Consider the following 19,888-nt stretch of genomic DNA (forward strand, 5'->3'; position numbering starts at 1 on the left):
TCAGCTTGCTTATTTGATAAAGTAAGGTATAAAAATTTTATCGCTTTCAGGATGGTAGAGACTGATTTGGAAGCCCCAAGGCTGCACTAGCAGCATACGCAAAACAACTACAATGAGTCAAACGCTTTAACTTAGGAGAATTATATTTTTCTGTTTCCTCTAATAAAGTTTCTCCCGACTTACAATTTATTACATTACCTTTCTACCACTTTTCCTCAACATTTAAAGAGTTAATTACTGCTAAATTTTTTTTAGCACTTTCTGATATATTGTCTGCTTGTGCAGTCATATTAATCCAAAGTAAGTAAATTATGATTAATTTTATTTTATTCATTTTTTTCTCATATCAATTTATGAACCTCTATATACAATATATAATATGATAATTCAACTATTAATTGTAATTTTTTATATTTTATTATTCAGAGAAACATAAGAACACTCTATGTTTCTTGACAAATGCTATGCTTTTATATATACTTCTTCGTATGTTAGCAACAAGAAATAAGGCTTAGAAATAAGTACTTCAAACTTAGGCACCCGTAGCTCAATTGGATAGAGTATATGACTACGGATCATAAGGTTAGGGGTTCGACTCCTCTCGGGTGCGCCATTCTTCAATTTCTTTCACTTTTATGAATGAATCAAACGGTGGACGCAGCATAAAATCAAGCTTTTCAGGTTTGTAGAAGTCAAGATTTGATCTTACAGACACTATAAATTTTGCACCTGATTGTCAGTTACATTTTGACTGTCAGAGACGTATTCAAGATACAAGATTTCATTATTCTTTTCAACAGCTAATTTTCTACTATCCTTAAAAGTTTGCATAGGAGTTTTTCCATAACAATATTTTCCTGAATGTGGTCGCTCATTATTGAAATGCTCTAACCAAATATCAAGATCTAATTGTAAATCATCAAGATCTGTATAAATCTTTTTCCGCATAGCTGTATCAAAGAATTCTTGTTTCATGGTTTTATTAAAACGCTCACACATACCATTTGTTTGGGGAGAATATGCCTTAGTTGTAGTATGCTCTATACCTTCGATACTTAGAAACAACTCAAAAGCATGATGCTCTATATTCCCTTATATTCTGACCCACGATCTGTAAGAATACGAAGTATTGGTATCCCTTGGGTCTCGTACCATGGTAACACGCGGTCATTAAGCATATCAGCAGCAGTTAAAGCTGTTTTATCAGTATATAGTTTAGCATCAGCTACCCTAGTATAGCTATCAATAAATACCTGAGAATAAACCTTACCTATACCTTTGAAATTACCTACATAATACGTATCCTGACATCCTAGATAACCTGGATGCTGCGTCTCAGTTTCTCCATGAGCTTCTCTTTCATTACGACGCTCCTCTAGCACTTGTAATTGAGATTCAGTAAGAACAATACCATCCTGAGCCATCTTTGCTTCTAATGCTTTAAGCCTTTTACTGATATTGTTTAAATCATTACGTAACCAAATTGATCGCACTCCTCCAGGCGATACAAGTATACCGCTCTTCTTAAGCTCATTTGATACTCTTAGCTGACCATATGCTGGATATTCTATTGCCATATCCATTACTGCTTTCTCTATCGCTGGATCAACTCTATTCGCTATTATTGGCTTTCTTCGACTAATTTCATATAATGCCTCTTCGCCACCAGTTTCATACAGTGCTTTAAATCTGTAATAACTATCTCTACTATAGCCCATCGCTTTACATGCTGATGATATGCTACCAAGACTCTTAGCTAGTTCTAGTAACCCTATTTTTGGCTTTATTATTTTTTGATTTAAGTTCATTTTTCATCTCCATTTAATAATTAATTTATTTTACTAAATGTAAGATATAATCTCAACTATTACATATCAAAAATACTACTATTTCGTTGGATTATAATTATTATCTAAATAAACTTTATAGAAGTCATCAAGGTAGTGTTAAGCTTAAGGTAAACCTATAATTTTTATACTTGCAATATTTGCAAAGGTGTTATATAAAACTTCTAACTTAATGTTATGCCGTGGTCATAGCCACGGTATGACTAACTATATTGCTTACTTTAAAATTAAGGCCCCTTCGTCTAGCGGTTAGGACACCACCCTTTCACGGTGGGAACACGGGTTCGAGTCCCGTAGGGGTCACCATTCTATATTTTCCTATAATATAAGATCTTAAATAATCAAAACTATAAAGCACCACCCTACCGACTTTGTCCATGGGTTATTTAGTTTACATGCTTATATGGATTCTACGGAAAATGATATTGTAGAGTTTGCTGTAGAAAAAGAAAATAATGAAAAGGTCAAAACCCGAAATGAACAATTAAAAGACTGGAGCCTGAAATAGGTAGATATTACGCAGTAGCATGTGTAAATGAAAAAGTAAAACAAATTGTACTTACCTATCGAGGTACTACATTTGAAAAATTAGATTTGCTCAAAACTAATTCACCGTTTAAAGCTCATTTTAAAAGTATTTTAGGTGGACAGATAGTGGCCAGCAAGCGGCCGCATATGAAGCTACAAAGGAGATTTACCAAATATGTTGAAGAGAATAATTATAATTTATCTTTCACAGGTCATTCTTTAGGTGTATGGCTCGCAGAGCTGAGTTTATATTTTGCTCATAGAGATTTTCATTATCCAAAAGCAAAGGCAATCACATTCGATAGCCCGGGTTTAGCTACAGAAAATCTTTAGCCGCAGATGTATGTATAGCCATGAAACTACCTTTGACATAAAAATTTTAAATATAACAACTTATTTATCAGCTCCAAATTTTGTAAATGTCTGTAATCCGCATATTAATAAAGCGCTTGATATTTATTACCTTTAGCAAGCAATCTAATATATAAAAATGCTACAGCAACGACATTTGGAAGCTTCTTAGAGGTAATCGATCAGCTTATAAGCGGTAATATTGCAACCGGACAATTTTTAGATGTTTATAAGCATTTAGAAAATAATGCCGCACAAGGTTGCCCATCAAAAGAGATCATAACCCCTGAGGGAACATTTGAACTTTCTTACAAAGGTCATTATCGTATAAAAGAAGTAAATTTGTCTGTAGAATATAGCAAATACAAATAATAAGGGCAGTAGTGATTGGTATCTAGCACAGTTGAGCAAATTGAGTATAGATAAAAAAGAAATACCAAATTTAATAAAACAATAGTTAAAAGTAATAAAAGAACTATATGAACCTCAATATGGCAAATATTATATCTTTACAAACTTACCTAAAGTTAAAGTAGATGACTTAAGAGAGCAAATTTTAAGGTTAATTGAAGTAAGTTTATCAACTTATAATTTGATTGTCCATAATGAAATATTACAACAAATAGAAGAAACTTTAAACGAAAAACGATTTGTAACAATTAGTGCTTTCGCTGGAGCCGGTAAAACCACTCTAGCTATAAAATATGGAGATAGACAAACACAAGCGAAAAAGAAAATTGTACGTTTTATTAACGTAGATTCTGCAGACAAAGTCCTTGAAGCATATAGACAACTTGCTAAAGAATTTACTATTTACGTAATAGATGAAAAGGAAGAAAACATAATAAGATTAGTCCATGAGAGGATTGCTAATTTAAATTCAGCTATATTATTTATTTTTGATAATGTTGAAGATCATAAAGATATAGAGCCTTATCTTAACAGTATAATTAATATACTTAATGATAAGGCACAAGTGATAATTACTACTAAAAATAATAATTTAAGTGATGATATAGAAAATATTATATTAGTAGAGTCTTTTAGTAAAAAAGAAGCGATATTATATTTAAAGAAATCTCTAAAAAATAGATTAAACAAGAAAGATATTGATAAATTAGTAGAAGACTTTGGTAGTAACGATGCTGCATCACCTTATAGGCTATCTAAAGCAGTAGCATATTTAAAAGCAAATAAATTACTTAAAGTAAATGAGTACATTAATTACTTTAAAAATAGCAAAGATGATCATATAGAAACCGTTTTATTACTACAATTATTAGAAAAATCACCTTTAGCTTGGCAGATATTTTACAATATTCTGCAGATTTAGACCCTGAGTTTATCAGATAGAGATTTTCGAAGAATTATTTTTAATAGATGAAGAAAAGCTACAAGAACCTATAAAAAGGTTAGAAGCATTATCGATAATGAATCTAACATATCAAAATAGACAAGCCGGCTTACAATTACATAGATTAATGCAATTTATAACAAAGCAATATATAAATAAAATAAAGAACATGCGATAGATGAAAAAGAGATTTATACAAGACTAGCAGAAGTCTTAGATGATTTATTTCCAATATTAACAGATGTTCCAAGTGAAGACTGGGAAAATTCTAAAATATTTTATCCCCATGTAGTAAAAATATTAAATGATGATATTGAAATGGATAAATGTAGAAAGGCAAATTTATATCAAAAAATGGGTTATTATAATGAATATATATTATGTAAATTTGAAGAATCGTTAAAATATTATAAGAAAGCTTTAAAAATCGATCAAGAATTAGTTCATCCTTCTTTTATTGCTAGCTCTCTTAATAATATCGGAGTGATTTATGAAAATTAGATAATACATACGAAGCTATAGAGTTCTATAAACAATCTTATTTAATGTACGTCAAACTTTAGGTTTAGGTCACTACAAGGCTAAAAACTTATCTCAAAAAAATTGCACCAGAATTTATAAAAAATAATGAAACTAGGGAGTTTATATTATAAAGAGGCGATTTTGAGGAAGTTACATTAGAAATTAAACAAAAAATACAAAAAAATGTTTTAAATAAAATATATATTAATGTTGCTAAAGATAAGTGGAATAGTAAGTTCTCAATCTTAGGAAATTGGGGGTGCAAGTCTATTTAGGTGATAGATATTTATAGCAAAACAACTAGGAGTTTTATCTGACCTTAAAAATATAGAAATAGCTAAAATGTTATGTTTTGAAGCGATTTGCTTAGGAGCGATTAACAGCTCTAGCAAAAACTTCACTTGTGTAAAAGAATTTGTTAGAGTCTATCCTGAATTAACAAATAAGATAACAAACGAACATCCTGAATATTTTATTGATGGCTCAATATTACGGGTATGTGTTAATGATGAAGCAATTTTAAATAAATTGCTAGCTAGTGGTTAATGTGGCTATGTAGCTTTACCCTCATCCTGAGGAAAATCAGATTTATCCATTAAATTTTTAGCAATGTTGCTTTCTGAAAGCTTAACTGATTGAAAATATTCGGATACAAGTTTTATCACTTCATCACAAAATTCATCTTGTAGCTCTTTACTTGCGGTTGATTTTTGGTTTTGCATTAACTGTATAGCATCAGATTTTTTATGCTCTAAAAATTCTTCAATTTCTTTAGTTTTTTCTTGAATGATTTTCTTGGTAACTTCATTACTTTCTTCTATCAGTTGAGAGCGTAAAGTTTCTAATTTCTTTATTTGTGCGTTGGTGTGTTTAAAGAGCAAAGCAGCATCTTCTTTTAACTTTTCAGCTTGTAGAACTTTTTCTTGGACTTCTAAAATCTTAGCATCTAAAGAATTTAAAATGGCTTTTTTTGCCGGTCTATAAACTAAATATAAAAAAATTACAAAACTAACGGCAAGCCAGAAGCTCTCATCTAGGAAATTCATTATTTTACTTTTATATTTTGTAGTAAATTCATATCTGCTTTAGTGCCAGCTATTTTTTCAATAATATTAACGGCAAGCTTTATGATTGCTGCGCTTTTATTAGTTCTAAATTGTTTAGCAGCTAAATTTATATCTTCAATGTTTTGATTTATAGCGTTTTTTAAATCTTGCTCTAGATTCTTTTTTTTAATTAAAAATTCTGATTCTAAAGAGTCTATTTTTTCTTTTTTTAGTCTATCTATTTCAGCATTTGTTTTGTCTATTTCCTCGTTATAATATTTATTTAGCTTTTCTACTTCTATGGTCAATGTATCGGCTTGCGTAATATTATCTTGAATATTTGTCTGTCTATTATTAAAAATTTCTTCAGCTTTTGGAGTTATAAATTTATAAACAAAGATATACAATAAGCCGAAAGTAACGATAAGCCAAAAAATTTGTGAATAATAGGTAGCAATATCAAATTGAGGCATCTTATTTAAAAATGAATTTTAAGAAAAAATAAGTAACATAGCAATTACAAAGGAAAAAAGTCCCATTGCTTCAGCAAGACCTGCACCGATCAGAGCCATTCTTTGTAAGTTTTCTGTAGCCGAAGGGTTTCGTGCTATTGAACTAAGTAGAGAGCTAAATATATTACTAACGCCTAAAGCTGCACCGTACATGCCGATAGCCATAAGTCCTGTACCAATAAATTTTAAAGAAACCATGTCCATAAAAAAACTCACTTTTAATTAATCAAAAAATTTTATCTAATTATCTGTATAATAGGCTTTTTGCACAACGAAGCTAATAAAGAGGAATTTGCAGGAAACACGAAGCACAGAACTGCAGAGTACAAAAAAGTACGTGAGGATTCAAGCATCGGATTGACGTACAAATTACCTTTAGAAGCAAGTTGTGCAAAAAGTCTAGTGTAAATTAATAGCATCATTAAGATACATACAAGATAAAATAGTAAAAATATAAGCTTGAAGTATTGCAACAAAAATTTCAAACCCAATTAGTATCACCATAATAGGGATTGGCAGAAATTTCAAGTAAATCATTAATGACACGGTAAAACCGGCTATTACTTTTAATAAAACATGTCCTGCCATCATATTAGCGGCAAGTCGCAATGATAAACTAACCGGTCTTGCTAAATATGTAAATAGTTCAATTACTATAATCAACGGTGCTAACCATAAAGGAGTACCATGCGGTAAAAAAAGGGTTAAAAAACGTAAGCCGTGTTTTACAAAACCGACTATAGTTACTATTAAAAATACTAGAATTGCCAAGGTAAAAGTAACAATAATATGACTAGTAGCAGTAAAGCTATAAGGTGTCATACCAAGTAAATTACAGAATAAAATGAAAATAAATAAACTAAAAACTAACGGAATAAATTTACGTCCTTTTACTCCTATATTCTGATTTAACATATCAGCTACAAGATTATAAACTATTTCAGCACTCACTTGTAATCTAGAAGGTACTAATTTCCGGTTATAAAAAGCTAAGTAAAAATAAGTTAGAGCTAAGATGCTAGCAAGTAACATATAGATACTCGAATTAGTAAAGCTGACGTCAAAACCGAACATTTTGATGTCTATTAATTTTTTGATATCAAATTGTGCTAAAGGGCTATGAGTCATTTCCTTACTTTTTATTATTTACTTTTTTCCTTATAATGTTAAAGCCGGCAATCATTCCTATTATTGTAAATGTAATAAGAAATAAAGGTTTAGAATTAAAAATTTTATCCGTAAATATTCCAATTACGACACCTACCATTGTACCTGAAACTAAATCTACAGCGATAGTGAAGGGGCTAATTTCTTGCCGAATTTTAGGATTAGAAAACTTAGGAGTTGTTAAGTCTTTAATTCTTGCTTTGATATCTTTTAGTTTTTCCGTATTCATTAGTTTATCTCCGTCATTGCGAGAAGACGCCATAGCCGTCGACGAAGCAATCTTAGGATATTTAACGAGATTGCCGCACAGTCTACGACTGCTCGCAATGACGATCTAAATTACAAGCTCTTTTCATTTTTTGCTTTTTCTTTCTGCTCCTCTAAAGCTTTATCAACTGCTGTGGAAATAGTATCTATGCTATAACTTCCTGTTTGTACTCCGTTAACGAAGAAAGAAGGAGTACCTATAAATTGGGGTGCTTTTGCTACAAAATTGGTATTAGCAATTAGTATTGCAGTAATTTTATCATTATTTAAACATTGTTTATATTCTTCCGGAGAAATACCGCCAAGTTGTCCTATATCAGTTAATAATTCTCTGTATTTATTGCTATATGCCCACTTATCTTGTTGTATTAATATGATATTATGAAGTTGTGTAAAACTATTTGTATCCCCCTTGCAGCGGGCTAAAATTGCAGCATCTAAATCTTGTTTAGTAGCAATAAATTCACGAACCACATATGCAATTTTGTTAGTATCAATATATTTTTTCTTAAGTTCCGGAAAAATTGTTTGATGATAATAAGCACAATGCGGACAGGTAGGAGAAAAATACTCAACTACTATAACATTTGATTTTTTGTTACCAAGAACCATATCATTATCATCAACTTTAAAAGTGACTTTAACAGGTTTTATTGCAGGATTTTTTTGTTTTTGTGAAGCCGGCGTTGATACTTCATCAGTCTGATTATTATCATTAGCAGGAACTATTGATTCAGCCGTATTTTCAGAATTTACGGCTTCCTGATTCGTTTCTTTAGAAGTTTCGTTATTTTGAGTTTCGTGCTCTATTATTTGTTTTTCCTCATGGTTCTTATCTTGTGCTTTTTCTTCTGAACAGCTACTCAAAAATAATAAAAATATTAGTATAATAAAAATACTTCGCATATTTATTCCTTTAACTTATTAATATTATCTACAATAAGATCGTATCAATTTTATTTCAATAAAAATCTCTACTTTATAATAAAAGCAAAATGTGCTATGCTATAGAAAATAATAGTCTAACATTAAGTTCTTAGGCACTAAAACCACTACGGAGGAATTAATAATGGCAAATACAACACAATCCGAACAAAAATCTGAGTTTAAAATAGGGCAGAGAATTGTCTATCCTGCACATGGAGTTGGTGAAATAACAAATATAGAATATCATACTATTGCAGGTACTGAAATTAAAGTATATGTAATTTCCTTTTCGCAGGATAAAATGACATTAAAAGTGCCTGTTAGTAGAGCTGCGGTTGTTGGTCTTAGAGCGGTTGCAAGCAGAAAAGATTTAGATGTCATATATTCAACTCTTCAAGGTAAACCAAAACAAGGAAATAGAATGTGGAGTAGAAGAGCCCAAGAATATGAAGGCAAAATTAACTCAGGTAATATTGTAGCTATAGCCGAAGTATTACGGGACTTACATAAAAATGTTGATAATGATCGTTCTTACAGTGAAAGAACACTCTACGAATCAGCTTTAAATAGACTTGCAGGCGAGCTTGCTATCCTTGAAAACATCCACCCAACCGAAGCAATTAATAAGTTAGTTGAAGTATTGCGTGAAAAATTAGTAGCATAGTTATACTCGTTCAACTTGAAAAATTGACTGTGTCGTCTTTGTAAGTCCTCGGATGCTCACGTATTAAAAGTATACGCTCTGCTCCTCGGCTTACAGGCTCCTGGCTCTTTTCCAAGTTGAGCTTCGTATAGCTACTCTTCATTTATTCGGATTATATTTTTATGGATTGGCTGTAGTCTACGACTACTCGCAATAACGAAAAAGCTGATCCATGCAACAAAGCAGAATTGATCACGAACATTTTAATTACTCTACTAACAGATAATTCATCCGGAATTTCTCAAGGGATGTATTAACTACATAGTCAACAAATTCTTTTAATAATTTGGGATCTGTTACTTCCTGTCCTTTATCGTCACGAGCAGTTAAAAGTTTTGAATTAATTTTTTCAAGAACGCCTTTCTTAATATCATCAATATTATGCGTACCGTCTAACATTTCTAAAATATATTTTTCATGTATCGGTATACCTACCATATCGTTAAGTCTATTAGTGACGCTAAACACGCTAGTTACATTATTAAAATATGCTTGTTTTGCTTGATATCTTGCAAATTCGCTAGTTTTAGGTTTTTCGGTGATAGTTGCTATAGCATGAGGTTTTGTCTCAAATATTTTGAGATAACCTTGAAAAATGAATATGATAAAATGCTGTTCTAATGCTGCTAAGAAATCTTGTAATTGATATTTACCAAGCTTTTTAAAAGCTTCTTTTGCTACTTGTTCTAAGCTTATCGGATTGCTAATATTTTCGGCATATACATATAAAATAGCTTTCATGATCGGCGAAGTGGTTGAAATAAAAGGCTCAGGTAAATTTTCGTAATAGAAGCTAACATTTTCCTGTTCGTTAGTTAAATCAACAGCTTTTTCTAGAATTACCGGTCTAATATTAAGGCTAGTAAAAAACTCTTTTAAATTATTAAATTCAATTTTTCTGTTTATAGGTATGTTTTGATGACATAATAATGTCGAGCGGAACTTTCTATTAGTGATAAAATCCATATATTGCTCAGTACGAACAATATCATTAACTGCTTGTAGCTTTTCTGCTGCCTGAGTAGGTAAATTACCGATAAACATTGCAGTAAGCGACGTATCACCTAAGTAATTTAGATGATTTTTTTGAGCTTTTTCTATGAATTGGTGAAAATATATACCTGTATTAATTTCGCCTAAATATTCATGTAATACATATGAGTCCGTATATGCAGATAATAATTTTGTTTCATCTCGTAAGAAATTAGAATAAGGGGTTGTGGAGCTTTCTAATGAGTCATTGATGAACTTTAAAAGTAATTTAGCTTGCTGTAATTTATCATGGCTAGTATTAAATAGCTCTGAATGGAACATAATCATTTCACGTATTGTTCTCTGCATATTCCAGCCCGGGAGCGTATTATAGCTTACAAAAGCTATGCCGTTCGGATTTAGCAGTTTATTACAGACTTTGAGTATTTTATCTTGTACTTCTTCAGGTACCCATGAATATACGCCGTGACAAACTATGTAATCAAACTTACCGTATGACTCATCAAGGTCCAATATAGATAATGCCTTTAGTTCGGCATTGTTTATTTTCAAATCACTGATAATTTTTTTACCTAATTCTATTTGTGTTTTGGATAAGTCAACACCTAGAGATTGTGATTTAGGATATGTTTCAGCAAAGTTAAGCAGATTAACACCGATTCCACAACCGAGTTCAAGTATTTTAGCAGTTTCAAGAGGTGGAGGGTTTAGCCCGAATAGCTTGCCGATAGTTCTTAAATAAGGTGGGGAGGTATAACTGAAAGTAAATGGAGAATAAGGTACTTCATCATAGGATATTTTATTAGCTTGTTTTGTCATAGTATTTACATAAATTAAAAATCAATTTTAAGCAGTTTCAAAAGATTAAGCAATATATTTATATACAAAAAACTTTAAATTTAACTAATGCTCATATAATATGTAAGTGAAGTGTAATTTTATTTTATGAAAAATAATAATAGTTATTTTGGTTTTTTAAGAGGTGCGATAAAAATCAAGAAGGATGAAATTTTTCTTGTGAATCTGATTGGGATAGTGCTTTATTGTATGGATCAGAAAATACTCTTGATGTCATTCCCGCTTTTAGCGGGCGTTGTTACATGGTGTGAGAAAAGTGTTCAATGTCATTCCTGCGAAAGCAGGAATCCAGAAAAAAAGTATTAAATACAGCAAATTTTTGAAATTAAAAGCTCGATTTATCTCGCTTTATGCTGGATTCCTGCTTTCGCAGGAATGACATTATTAAACAAACTATAATTTAATCAATTGTGCTTTAGTTGCAAAATTTTCTATTCCCTCTAGATTGGTAGTGGTAACCCATAGTTGCATGTTTAAGCCGGTCAAAAATTCGATTAAATATTGACGTCTTTTGTCGTCTAAATGCACAAAGACCTCATCTAAAAGTAAAATCGGTGCTATTTTAGTTAGCTTTATAGCATAATTCATTTCAGCAAGGATTATTGCAATTAATATAGCTTTTTGTTCACCGGTAGAACAGAATTTGGCTAAGATATTTTTCTTTTGATGCTTTACTAAAAAGTCACTTTTATGAACTCCAAAACTAGTGCGACCAAGTAGTTTATCTTTGCTTCTTGTTTGATAAAGTTCTGCAGTAATAAAACTAACAATATTTTCTTTGCCGTTTAATATTTTTTGTTCAACAATGCCGTCAATCGATAAATCGGCTTTTGGAAATTCATTTTCAAGGTCATCTATTGCTTGCTGCATAAATTCTAAGGTTTTTAAGCGATTATTAGCAATATGGTTAGAAATATCAGCCATCTTTTCTTCAATAATTTTAAGCCAATTATCATCTCTTATATCTTCTACTAGAATTTTATTTCTCTCATGCATGTAATATTCGTATTTACTAACTAGCTCTGCATGCTTTGGATCAAAATTATAAACTATTCTATCAAGAAATTTTCTTCTATCATTGCTACCGCTTGTAAAGATTCCTTCCATGTGTGGAGTCAGCCATACCATGCTAGTGAATTTACTTAACTCATTATTGGCTATTTTACTTTCGTTATACTCAGTTATCCTTCTATTAGAACTACGTTTAAATTGGGTGGTAAATTCTGCAAGTCCTAGCTTACTTTGCAATAGAGCTTTAACTAGACAATGATCTTCTGAAGTTTTGCATACATTGGCAAGTTTTGCTGATCTCAGCCCTCTTCCTGGATAAAATAGCGATATAGCTTCTAAAATATTAGTTTTACCGCTACCGTTTTCACCTATTAAAATTATTGGTGTATTATCTGTTTTTAGTTCAAGATTTTTAAAATTACGATAATTCTCAAGACTTAAGGAATGTAGGAAGATATTTTTCATTTTATGAAAGAATAATAGTTAAATTATTGATACGTTGCATTTATACCGTCTAGAAATTGCCATAGTAGTTTTGCTCCTTGATATGCTAATGTTTGTTCTTTTGAGCTTATATTAATCAAATTTGCACATTCTTGTGTATGCCATTGATCAACTTTACTATGAACAATGAAAAACTGTAAAGTTCTGTAATCTGAATTTCCATAAAATTTTTGTAATCCTTGAATTTTAGCGTCAGATACTTTAGGAGTCTGACGCTCATAAGCATAAAGTACTCCAAGACCTATAGAAAAAGATTCCTCTGTTAATTTAATAATCTTGAACAAGTTTTTGAGTTGAGTCTAATTTAGGTTCTGAAGTGCGTTGGTTTCTTAAACATCCAAGTCCTTTAGCAAAACGTTTCCATAGTTCCGGGTGATTTTCTTCACCTTGTTCTTCTTCTATAAGATTACCAAGTAATATTTGTCTAGCTTGTATATCACTACATTTGGAATGTATTGCACTTAATATAACGTGGGAAAGCTGTAACGTGATGATAATATTCTTTTGTGTAAATTTGTAAAGTAGAATGAGTAAGTTTTCCCATATGCCATAATTGAAAAATGGATGATTTAAGAGGTTATATTGCTCAAGATTTTTATATTAAGCTGTTCTAAAAATTTCATCTTACCTCCTCTTAGTAAATTTATAAATCTGATAATTGTTTGTTTTATCTATTATTACAGAATGCCATTCTGCTAAAAGATTAAGAGGCAAAAAAGTATCTCCATCATAATTTTTATTTATTTTTGTAAGTAAAAATTCATGTAGAAGTCAAGATTTGATCTTACAGACACTATAAATTTTGCACCTGATTGTCAGTTACATTTTGACTGTCAGAGACGTATTCAAGATACAAGATTTCATTATTCTTTTCAACAGCTAATTTTTTACTATCCTTAAAAGTTTGCATAGGAGTTTTTCCATAACAATATTTTCCTGAATGTGGTCGCTCATTATTGAAATGCTCTAACCAAATATCAAGATCTAATTGTAAATCATCAAGATCTGTATAAATCTTTTTCCGCATAGCTGTATCAAAGAATTCTTGTTTCATGGTTTTATTAAAACGCTCACACATACCATTTGTTTGGGGAGAATATGCCTTAGTTGTAGTATGCTCTATACCTTCGATACTTAGAAACAACTCAAAAGCATGATGCTCTATATTCCCCTTATATTCTGACCCACGATCTGTAAGAATACGAAGTATTGGTATCCCTTGGGTCTCGTACCATGGTAACACGCGGTCATTAAGCATATCAGCAGCAGTTAAAGCTGTTTTATCAGTATATAGTTTAGCATCAGCTACCCTAGTATAGCTATCAATAAATACCTGAGAATAAACCTTACCTATACCTTTGAAATTACCTACATAATACGTATCCTGACATCCTAGATAACCTGGATGCTGCGTCTCAGTTTCTCCATGAGCTTCTCTTTCATTACGACGCTCCTCTAGCACTTGTAATTGAGATTCAGTAAGAACAATACCATCCTGAGCCATCTTTGCTTCTAATGCTTTAAGCCTTTTACTGATATTGTTTAAATCATTACGTAACCAAATTGATCGCACTCCTCCAGGCGATACAAGTATACCGCTCTTCTTAAGCTCATTTGATACTCTTAGCTGACCATATGCTGGATATTCTATTGCCATATCCATTACTGCTTTCTCTATCGCTGGATCAACTCTATTCGCTATTATTGGCTTTCTTCGACTAATTTCATATAATGCCTCTTCGCCACCAGTTTCATACAGTGCTTTAAATCTGTAATAACTATCTCTACTATAGCCCATCGCTTTACATGCTGATGATATGCTACCAAGACTCTTAGCTAGTTCTAGTAACCCTATTTTTGGCTTTATTATTTTTTGATTTAAGTTCATTTTTCATCTCCATTTAATAATTAATTTATTTTACTAAATATAAGATATAATCTCAACTTTTACATATAATATTATTTTTTACCGTCTGATAAAAATATTCAAACTCCTTAGTATAAGACCAAGGTATCTGACCTTTATTACCTATCACCCCTTGTGGGTCACATGCCATTATACCGATGATTTTTCTATTTTTCATAAGATATAGTTAATCATATGGTCTGCTACAAAAAATTTTTGATGCTCTATAACATTATGCACTCGTAAATAATCAACTACGTTTTCCATTAAATATTTTGATATTGCTATTATTTCTAAGTCTCTTTCCGATGCTTTGGAATTATAAAAAGCGGAAATATAAGATTTTCGTGAGTGTCCTAACAATATCTCACATCCTAGATTTTTAAATTCTTTAATATATTGTAATATATAAATTTTGATAAACGGATTTTCCAAAACCAATTCCAGGATCAAGAATGATATTTTTTCTATCAAATCCACATTTTTCTAATTTTGTTATTTCTTGCTCTGTCCATATATTTAAGCTAGCAAGCGGAGATTTATCGAAATCAAGACATTTTTGTTTTTGCGGTGGAACGGTTAATGAATGCATAGTAATAATTTTACAATTATAATCGGCAATTAATCGTAATGTATAATCATCTAGATTATTTTTAACCAAGTTGATACAGAAAATAGGGTATTTTTTTAAAACACGTTTAATTACTTCAGGAGTAAAACTATCAATACTGACTATAACTTCTTTTTCCTTTATAACTTCCTTAAGCTCTTCAAGAACATTATTAAGCCTTGCATATTCTTCATCTTCATTAATAATTAAAGCAGAAGGACGTGTTGATTGTGATCCAAGCTCAATTATTGTAGCCCCTTCATTTATCAAGCGTACAAAATTTCTAACGGCATCTTCTTTATGAAAACTCAATCCTCCATCAGAAAAAGAATCAGGAGTAATGTTTAAAATACCGACAAATTGAGGATTTAAAACAAGAGAGCGTATAACTCCTTGATTTTCGATTAAATGTGCTATTTCTGCAAAGGTTTTATTGTTGTAAAAATTATTGATCGTACATGAATAACGACATTCCAAGCTTAAACCTGCAATTAGATGAATAAGAAACGGTCTGTTTAATAATTCAGGATGCGGTATCTTTAAATCAGGTAAATCTATATGGCAATTATTCCAAAGTAGGATATCTAAGTCAATAACTCTTGGAGACCATTTATCGTAAGAGCTTGCTCGACCTAGTTGTTTTTCAATCTTTTTAAGCTCAATTAGAAGTTTACTAGGCGTTAAAGTACTTTTGCCCTGCACCACCATATTTAAATATGATTTATCCCAAGCTTTATCTGCATTAGGTTGTAGAATAGCTTGTGTTTCAAAAATAATAGATTGCTTAAGCGATATAAAATTACAACTTTTTAGTGAATTTAGAGCTTTTTTAATATTTAAAAGTTTATTACCTAAATTACTGCCTATAGAAATATAAATCATAGGTCTCCTTTCCTGAATAAGAAAAAGAAACTCCGCCATGCACTCCTGAAACCGGTGATTTTAATTTAGTAACGGTTACGTTTAGAAAAATCTTTTCTAATTTAGATTCGATAAAATTTTGATAAATAATATCACATATATTTGTGCGGCTAAATACTCGATAAGATTAAAGTGATTTTCTTGAGAAAGTTTTTGTACTAGCCGTACGATTTTTGCATAACAAACAGTATCGTTTATATTATCCGTTACAGTAGCAAGGGGAGGAGTTGAGAGAAAGAGTTTTATGTTAATTTTTACAGGTTGAGCGTGGTGTTTTTCTTGAGTACTGCAGCCAAGATGTACCCAAGTTATTAGTTCCGCAATATTAAGTTTACATGAATAATTTAAGTTGAAAGCTTGATACCTATCATAATATTAATGTTAGTTTAGTATAAGTTCTTTATAAAAAGATACAATAGTTAAATTGATATACCGCCACTTTTTTTAAAGCCGACATGAGCTTTTTCAAGTTTTTTAATAAGTCTAGGTGAATATGATTTAATTTCTTGTTTCTTGCCGCCTTCATATTTTTTAGCGAGTTTCATGCCCCCTTTGATCATATTATAGGCGAAGTTCATTAGCTTCGTTTCGCCTGCTATTCTTTTTGGGTTCATAAACATATAAATTTGGTAAACGGCAAAGCTTTTTAATAAACGTTTTAAGTCTATTCTAGCTTGTTTGGTTAAACCTTGTAATTTGTCTTTTGGGTTTGTAAGGTTTTTATTAGCATCTCTAACTATTTTAGAATGCTGATGCATTAAATAATTACTGACTTCGGCAACATTCTTGTTAATGAGCTTCTCATCCATTTTAAGCATTTTAAGCTTTAAGTTTTTAGTTTTACCTAAATACTTACGGATTAATAAGATAATCCGACTTTGCAGTTGAGTTAAATCCATAGTTTGTTCATTTAAGATAGAAAGCATTCGTTCCATCTCATACTCAAATTCTTCATTTTGGCTTAATTCTTCAAAAATTTCCTCTACCTCTTTACTTTCAAGTACAAGATCGTCACTAATACCCATTAATGCATCTTTTATTTGATCAGCAATTTTTTTTTTGGTATCTTCGGAAAATTGATTATTTGTCATAATCTAATTCATCGTTAAATATAGCTATTTTTATACTAGCACCACATTTCTGCTTGTCTATAAAAATTGTATTAAGAGATATTAAATTTTTCTCATTGAGGCTAACTCTGAGGAATTATAACAAGCACCTAACATATTGCTAGAATCTTCATTATTATCATAATATGGTCTAAATGAAGAATTAAGGTGTAAATCATCGAACTTAAGTAAAGGTTCTTTAAAGTATGAATCATGTGACCGGCTTGTCGTAATATTCGTATAATTAGTTTCTAGTTTTTCTTCTTTAAATTTTTCTGCTAAATTTTTATATTTTTCAGTTTTTTGTATAAATTTAAGTTGACTACACGGTGAAGAAATTATTGATGTTAACTCTTTAGACAAATCATATAATATTCCATAAGGTTTAGGTCTTCCTTGTTCTTCTATAAGAGCTTTCGTATTAAGACAAAATACTTTTAGTGAATCTTGCAGACTTTTTTCTGATATATCTAGATTATATTGGTTATAAAAATCACCTTGGCTTGAATATAATTCAATTATTTCTGATGCTAATTTAGCTTCTTTTGCTGTATTTTCTTTTTTAGTTCTGATTCTTTTAGATGTAATAATTCATTAAAAGCTTCTTTTGCATAAGATATATGAGTAGTTTTTTTAAAAAATTCTAAAGCTTTTACATAATTTCCGCTCTTAAATTCAATCTTCCCAAGTTTTATATTTGCCTCTTCAGAACCAAGGTTAGCAGCGTTTTCATACAATCCTATTGAGTCTTTAGATAGTTTTGTTGAGCCATTAGGTGTACAGATTTGTGCTTGTTGACAATAAATTTTTGCTAATTGATGTTTATATAAGTTTTCGTTTTTATAACAATCATTAATAGATTTGTGAGTTTCTTTTAGTAATTTTTCTAATAAATTATAAATAGGTAGCGCTTGATCAGGTAACACAGGCTGATGTAAAAGCTTATCATATATTACTTTATCGAGATTTTGAGATATTTCTGTAATAGATTTAGAGGCGGTAATATACTTCCAAAGAGATTTAGCTTCTTGCTTGCTGACTGAGCCTATTAGTTTTTCTAAATTACTAATGCTATTATTTATAGTTATACCTAATATATTATTAAAATTCTTAAAGCTCTTTGTTAAAAATAATTTAATATTATCTAAAGTTTCAACATCAGTACTAGAATTGTTAATATGCTGTAAAAAGTTTTTTAAGTTATATATATATTATTGATTGCTTTTAAGTCTAAAACATCGTTATTTTTGATATCTTCATAAAATTTTTCAATAGTCTCATTTAATTTGTTATAAAATGAATCTCTATCTTTGCATATTGTATGCTTAAATGATTCTAATAACTTTTCTTTTATATTATATGCCCCGAGGTAAATAAATCGTTAAACCATTTTGCAGAATTAAGTGTAACCAAATTTTCTTTTTCGGAAAATTTGATGTTAGATAAATATTTAAGGTAATTTAGAAGATTCTCTAATTTATTTTCTGATTTCGGTGTTTCTAAAAGCTGATTTAATTTTTTAACGGTTTCTAAGAAATTTCCTATAGTTTTGGCATTGTCTTCTAACTGTTTATAATAATTTACTATATCTATTAATTGTTTCAATTTGTCTGTTTTAGGCAAAACATCTTCAAAACTTAAATTATTTTCTATATATGTTTTAAGCTCATTGATACTAATTGGTACTTCTTTATTAATTATATTTATAGAATTTAAAATATATGTTAAATTTTCGCCGTCGATTGTTATTTTATTATATTCATCTAGAATAATATAATTATCATCTCTAATATTTAATAGCTTTGTATAGTCTTTTGCTTGCTCGCTAGCTTGAAGTAAAAATAGAATCTTTTATTTTATTAATGATACTCTTTTGTTCATCGCTAAAATTACCGAGTTTTATAGTGTCATCAATAATTTTAGATATACGAGTATGATTATTGCTTGCTTGGGCTATCAGTCACTACTATAGATAAATTACCTTCATTTATATCAATATAATTTAGTAAATTGTTCAAATATATCGACAAGTTTTTCTAGATTGGCTTTGACAAGGGAAAAGTTAGAGTTTTTGGTTTCAATATTTTTTATTACTAATATAAATTTAGTAGGAGTCGTACTTAGAATTTTTTGTAGGAAAAATTTGTCAATAGTAGATTCAGAGGATGAATTAGCAGCATCCAAATAAGAACTGTTATATGTTAAATATTTTGCGTTTTTTATATAAAAACTATCTAAAATATTTGAACTTGTGGTTAGACTTTTTTTGAGCAGTCCCAATCTCCATACTCATTACTTTCTAATATTAATTCACCGTCTTTAAGAAAATTAGCTATGAGCTTTAAATCTTCTTTCTCTTGCCCTAATATAATTATAGCTTTATTACTCCTATCAATAATAGATTCATATTTCTCACTATCTTTATTAATTAAGTCGATAAAATTTTTATCCTTCTGCTTCCTTTATTTCTTCTTTTTTCAACATCATTATATCCCTCATATTTTCTGCTTTATTGTGTTCAATATTATTTGTTATTTCAAACGAATTTTGATTTAGGAGTGTTTGTATCGGTTGAGTTGCATTGTTGTTGTCATTTAGCATTTGAAATAGTACTATCTACTATTTCCGTATGTTCTTGTTTTTTAAATTTATCATTTAAACGTTTTACATAAACGGTATAATTGTACATAATTAATCCGTTTCTTAGTTGTTTTTTATTTAATAATCTTAACTCAAAAAATTTCAATTTAGT

General features: G+C 30.2%; 21 protein-coding genes, 2 tRNA genes and 6 pseudogenes. 8 read left to right on the top strand and 21 right to left on the bottom strand.

Annotated features, from left to right (window positions below; translation table 11 throughout):
* Positions 1-202: 202 nt before the first annotated feature.
* A complete protein-coding gene (locus RPR_RS09415; protein WP_016830838.1) occupies positions 203-334 on the bottom strand; it encodes a hypothetical protein in 132 nt (43 codons plus the stop codon).
* 202 nt (positions 335-536) lie between these two features.
* Between RPR_RS09415 and RPR_RS01010 the strand changes: the two genes are divergently transcribed.
* A tRNA-Arg gene (locus RPR_RS01010) sits at positions 537-613 on the top strand.
* 101 nt (positions 614-714) lie between these two features.
* Here the strand turns inward: RPR_RS01010 and RPR_RS01015 are convergent.
* Positions 715-1,808, bottom strand: a pseudogene (locus RPR_RS01015) (IS481-like element ISRpe1 family transposase).
* Positions 1,809-2,078: 270 nt separating this feature from the next.
* On the opposite strand from RPR_RS01015, the gene RPR_RS01020 reads away from it, so the two are divergent.
* The 5 genes from RPR_RS01020 to RPR_RS01050 all read left to right on the top strand — a co-directional run bounded on the left by RPR_RS01020 (position 2,079) and on the right by RPR_RS01050 (position 5,148).
* Positions 2,079-2,153: transfer RNA gene (locus tag RPR_RS01020), tRNA-Glu, on the top strand.
* A gap of 369 nt (positions 2,154-2,522) precedes the next feature.
* Entirely contained in the window at positions 2,523-2,708 is a 186-nt protein-coding gene (locus RPR_RS09855; protein WP_410526303.1) for a lipase family protein, read from the top strand.
* 610 nt (positions 2,709-3,318) lie between these two features.
* Positions 3,319-4,059, top strand: a complete 741-nt coding sequence (locus RPR_RS01035) for an NB-ARC domain-containing protein (protein ID WP_085065595.1) — start codon at positions 3,319-3,321, stop codon at positions 4,057-4,059.
* A 339-nt stretch (positions 4,060-4,398) separates the two neighbouring features.
* Positions 4,399-4,581, top strand: a complete 183-nt coding sequence (locus RPR_RS01045) for a tetratricopeptide repeat protein (RefSeq protein ID WP_010976710.1) — start codon at positions 4,399-4,401, stop codon at positions 4,579-4,581.
* 363 nt (positions 4,582-4,944) lie between these two features.
* Positions 4,945-5,148, top strand: coding sequence for a hypothetical protein (locus RPR_RS01050; RefSeq protein ID WP_085065596.1), 204 nt, complete (start codon positions 4,945-4,947; stop codon positions 5,146-5,148).
* A gap of 5 nt (positions 5,149-5,153) precedes the next feature.
* Here RPR_RS01050 and RPR_RS01055 read toward each other — a convergent pair whose 3' ends face one another.
* Genes RPR_RS01055 through RPR_RS01065 form a run of 3 tightly spaced genes read right to left on the bottom strand, consistent with a single transcriptional unit; the run spans position 5,154 to position 6,364 of the window.
* Complete coding sequence (locus tag RPR_RS01055) at positions 5,154-5,648, bottom strand: F0F1 ATP synthase subunit B (protein ID WP_012736438.1); 495 nt, start codon at positions 5,646-5,648, stop codon at positions 5,154-5,156.
* On the bottom strand, positions 5,648-6,121 hold the full coding sequence (locus RPR_RS01060; RefSeq protein ID WP_010976713.1) for a F0F1 ATP synthase subunit B': 474 nt from the start codon (positions 6,119-6,121) through the stop codon (positions 5,648-5,650). The genes RPR_RS01055 and RPR_RS01060 overlap by 1 nt, the downstream gene beginning before the upstream one ends.
* A gap of 18 nt (positions 6,122-6,139) precedes the next feature.
* Positions 6,140-6,364, bottom strand: coding sequence for a F0F1 ATP synthase subunit C (locus tag RPR_RS01065; protein ID WP_010976714.1), 225 nt, complete (start codon positions 6,362-6,364; stop codon positions 6,140-6,142).
* A 21-nt stretch (positions 6,365-6,385) separates the two neighbouring features.
* Here RPR_RS01065 and RPR_RS01070 point away from each other — a divergent pair.
* Positions 6,386-6,565, top strand: a pseudogene (locus RPR_RS01070) (palindromic element RPE1 domain-containing protein); the annotation flags it as partial.
* On the opposite strand, the gene RPR_RS01075 reads toward RPR_RS01070, so the two are convergent.
* The 3 genes from RPR_RS01075 to RPR_RS01085 form a co-directional block, all read right to left on the bottom strand.
* Entirely contained in the window at positions 6,560-7,288 is a 729-nt protein-coding gene (locus RPR_RS01075; protein WP_012736439.1) for a F0F1 ATP synthase subunit A, read from the bottom strand. The pseudogene RPR_RS01070 and the gene RPR_RS01075 sit on opposite strands and share 6 nt — an antisense overlap.
* Before the next feature lie 4 nt (positions 7,289-7,292).
* A complete protein-coding gene (locus RPR_RS01080; protein WP_012736440.1) occupies positions 7,293-7,556 on the bottom strand; it encodes an AtpZ/AtpI family protein in 264 nt (87 codons plus the stop codon).
* Between the two features lie 110 nt (positions 7,557-7,666).
* Complete coding sequence (locus RPR_RS01085; protein WP_012736441.1) at positions 7,667-8,500, bottom strand: DsbA family protein; 834 nt, start codon at positions 8,498-8,500, stop codon at positions 7,667-7,669.
* Positions 8,501-8,663: 163 nt separating this feature from the next.
* Here RPR_RS01085 and RPR_RS01090 point away from each other — a divergent pair, with 163 nt between their 5' ends.
* On the top strand, positions 8,664-9,185 hold the full coding sequence (locus RPR_RS01090; protein ID WP_010976718.1) for a CarD family transcriptional regulator: 522 nt from the start codon (positions 8,664-8,666) through the stop codon (positions 9,183-9,185).
* A 246-nt stretch (positions 9,186-9,431) separates the two neighbouring features.
* Here RPR_RS01090 and RPR_RS01100 read toward each other — a convergent pair whose 3' ends face one another.
* The 13 genes and pseudogenes from RPR_RS01100 to RPR_RS08455 form a co-directional block, all read right to left on the bottom strand.
* Entirely contained in the window at positions 9,432-11,036 is a 1,605-nt protein-coding gene (locus tag RPR_RS01100; protein ID WP_012736442.1) for a methyltransferase regulatory domain-containing protein, read from the bottom strand.
* A 432-nt stretch (positions 11,037-11,468) separates the two neighbouring features.
* On the bottom strand, positions 11,469-12,551 hold the full coding sequence (gene recF, locus RPR_RS01110) for a DNA replication/repair protein RecF (RefSeq protein ID WP_012736443.1): 1,083 nt from the start codon (positions 12,549-12,551) through the stop codon (positions 11,469-11,471).
* A gap of 23 nt (positions 12,552-12,574) precedes the next feature.
* Positions 12,575-13,136: pseudogene (locus RPR_RS09670) on the bottom strand (CADD family putative folate metabolism protein).
* A gap of 78 nt (positions 13,137-13,214) precedes the next feature.
* Positions 13,215-13,361, bottom strand: a pseudogene (locus RPR_RS09675) (dihydrofolate reductase); the annotation flags it as partial.
* A 22-nt stretch (positions 13,362-13,383) separates the two neighbouring features.
* Positions 13,384-14,478: an IS481-like element ISRpe1 family transposase gene (locus RPR_RS01130; protein WP_012736375.1), complete on the bottom strand. Its 1,095-nt coding sequence runs from the start codon at positions 14,476-14,478 to the stop codon at positions 13,384-13,386.
* A 64-nt stretch (positions 14,479-14,542) separates the two neighbouring features.
* Positions 14,543-14,674, bottom strand: a pseudogene (locus RPR_RS01135) (dihydrofolate reductase); the annotation flags it as partial.
* Positions 14,671-16,027 (bottom strand): annotated as a pseudogene (gene folP, locus RPR_RS01145) (dihydropteroate synthase). The pseudogenes RPR_RS01135 and folP, both read right to left, overlap by 4 nt.
* A gap of 57 nt (positions 16,028-16,084) precedes the next feature.
* Positions 16,085-16,351, bottom strand: coding sequence for a dihydroneopterin aldolase (locus tag RPR_RS01150; RefSeq protein ID WP_228368905.1), 267 nt, complete (start codon positions 16,349-16,351; stop codon positions 16,085-16,087).
* 95 nt (positions 16,352-16,446) lie between these two features.
* A complete protein-coding gene (locus RPR_RS01155; protein WP_012736444.1) occupies positions 16,447-17,118 on the bottom strand; it encodes a DUF5394 family protein in 672 nt (223 codons plus the stop codon).
* A gap of 81 nt (positions 17,119-17,199) precedes the next feature.
* Positions 17,200-17,499 (bottom strand): hypothetical protein, encoded by a 300-nt coding sequence (locus tag RPR_RS01160; RefSeq protein ID WP_014273113.1) that lies wholly within the window; start codon positions 17,497-17,499, stop codon positions 17,200-17,202.
* A gap of 167 nt (positions 17,500-17,666) precedes the next feature.
* Positions 17,667-18,062: a hypothetical protein gene (locus RPR_RS01165; protein ID WP_085065600.1), complete on the bottom strand. Its 396-nt coding sequence runs from the start codon at positions 18,060-18,062 to the stop codon at positions 17,667-17,669.
* A 424-nt stretch (positions 18,063-18,486) separates the two neighbouring features.
* Positions 18,487-18,759 carry a hypothetical protein gene (locus RPR_RS01175; protein WP_014419678.1) on the bottom strand — a complete coding sequence of 91 codons (273 nt, stop codon included), beginning with the start codon at positions 18,757-18,759 and terminating at the stop codon, positions 18,487-18,489.
* 822 nt (positions 18,760-19,581) lie between these two features.
* Positions 19,582-19,737, bottom strand: a complete 156-nt coding sequence (locus RPR_RS08455) for a hypothetical protein (RefSeq protein ID WP_187145796.1) — start codon at positions 19,735-19,737, stop codon at positions 19,582-19,584.
* Positions 19,738-19,888: the final 151 nt, after the last annotated feature.

Source organism: Rickettsia peacockii str. Rustic (genome assembly GCF_000021525.1).
GTDB lineage: Bacteria > Pseudomonadota > Alphaproteobacteria > Rickettsiales > Rickettsiaceae > Rickettsia > Rickettsia rickettsii.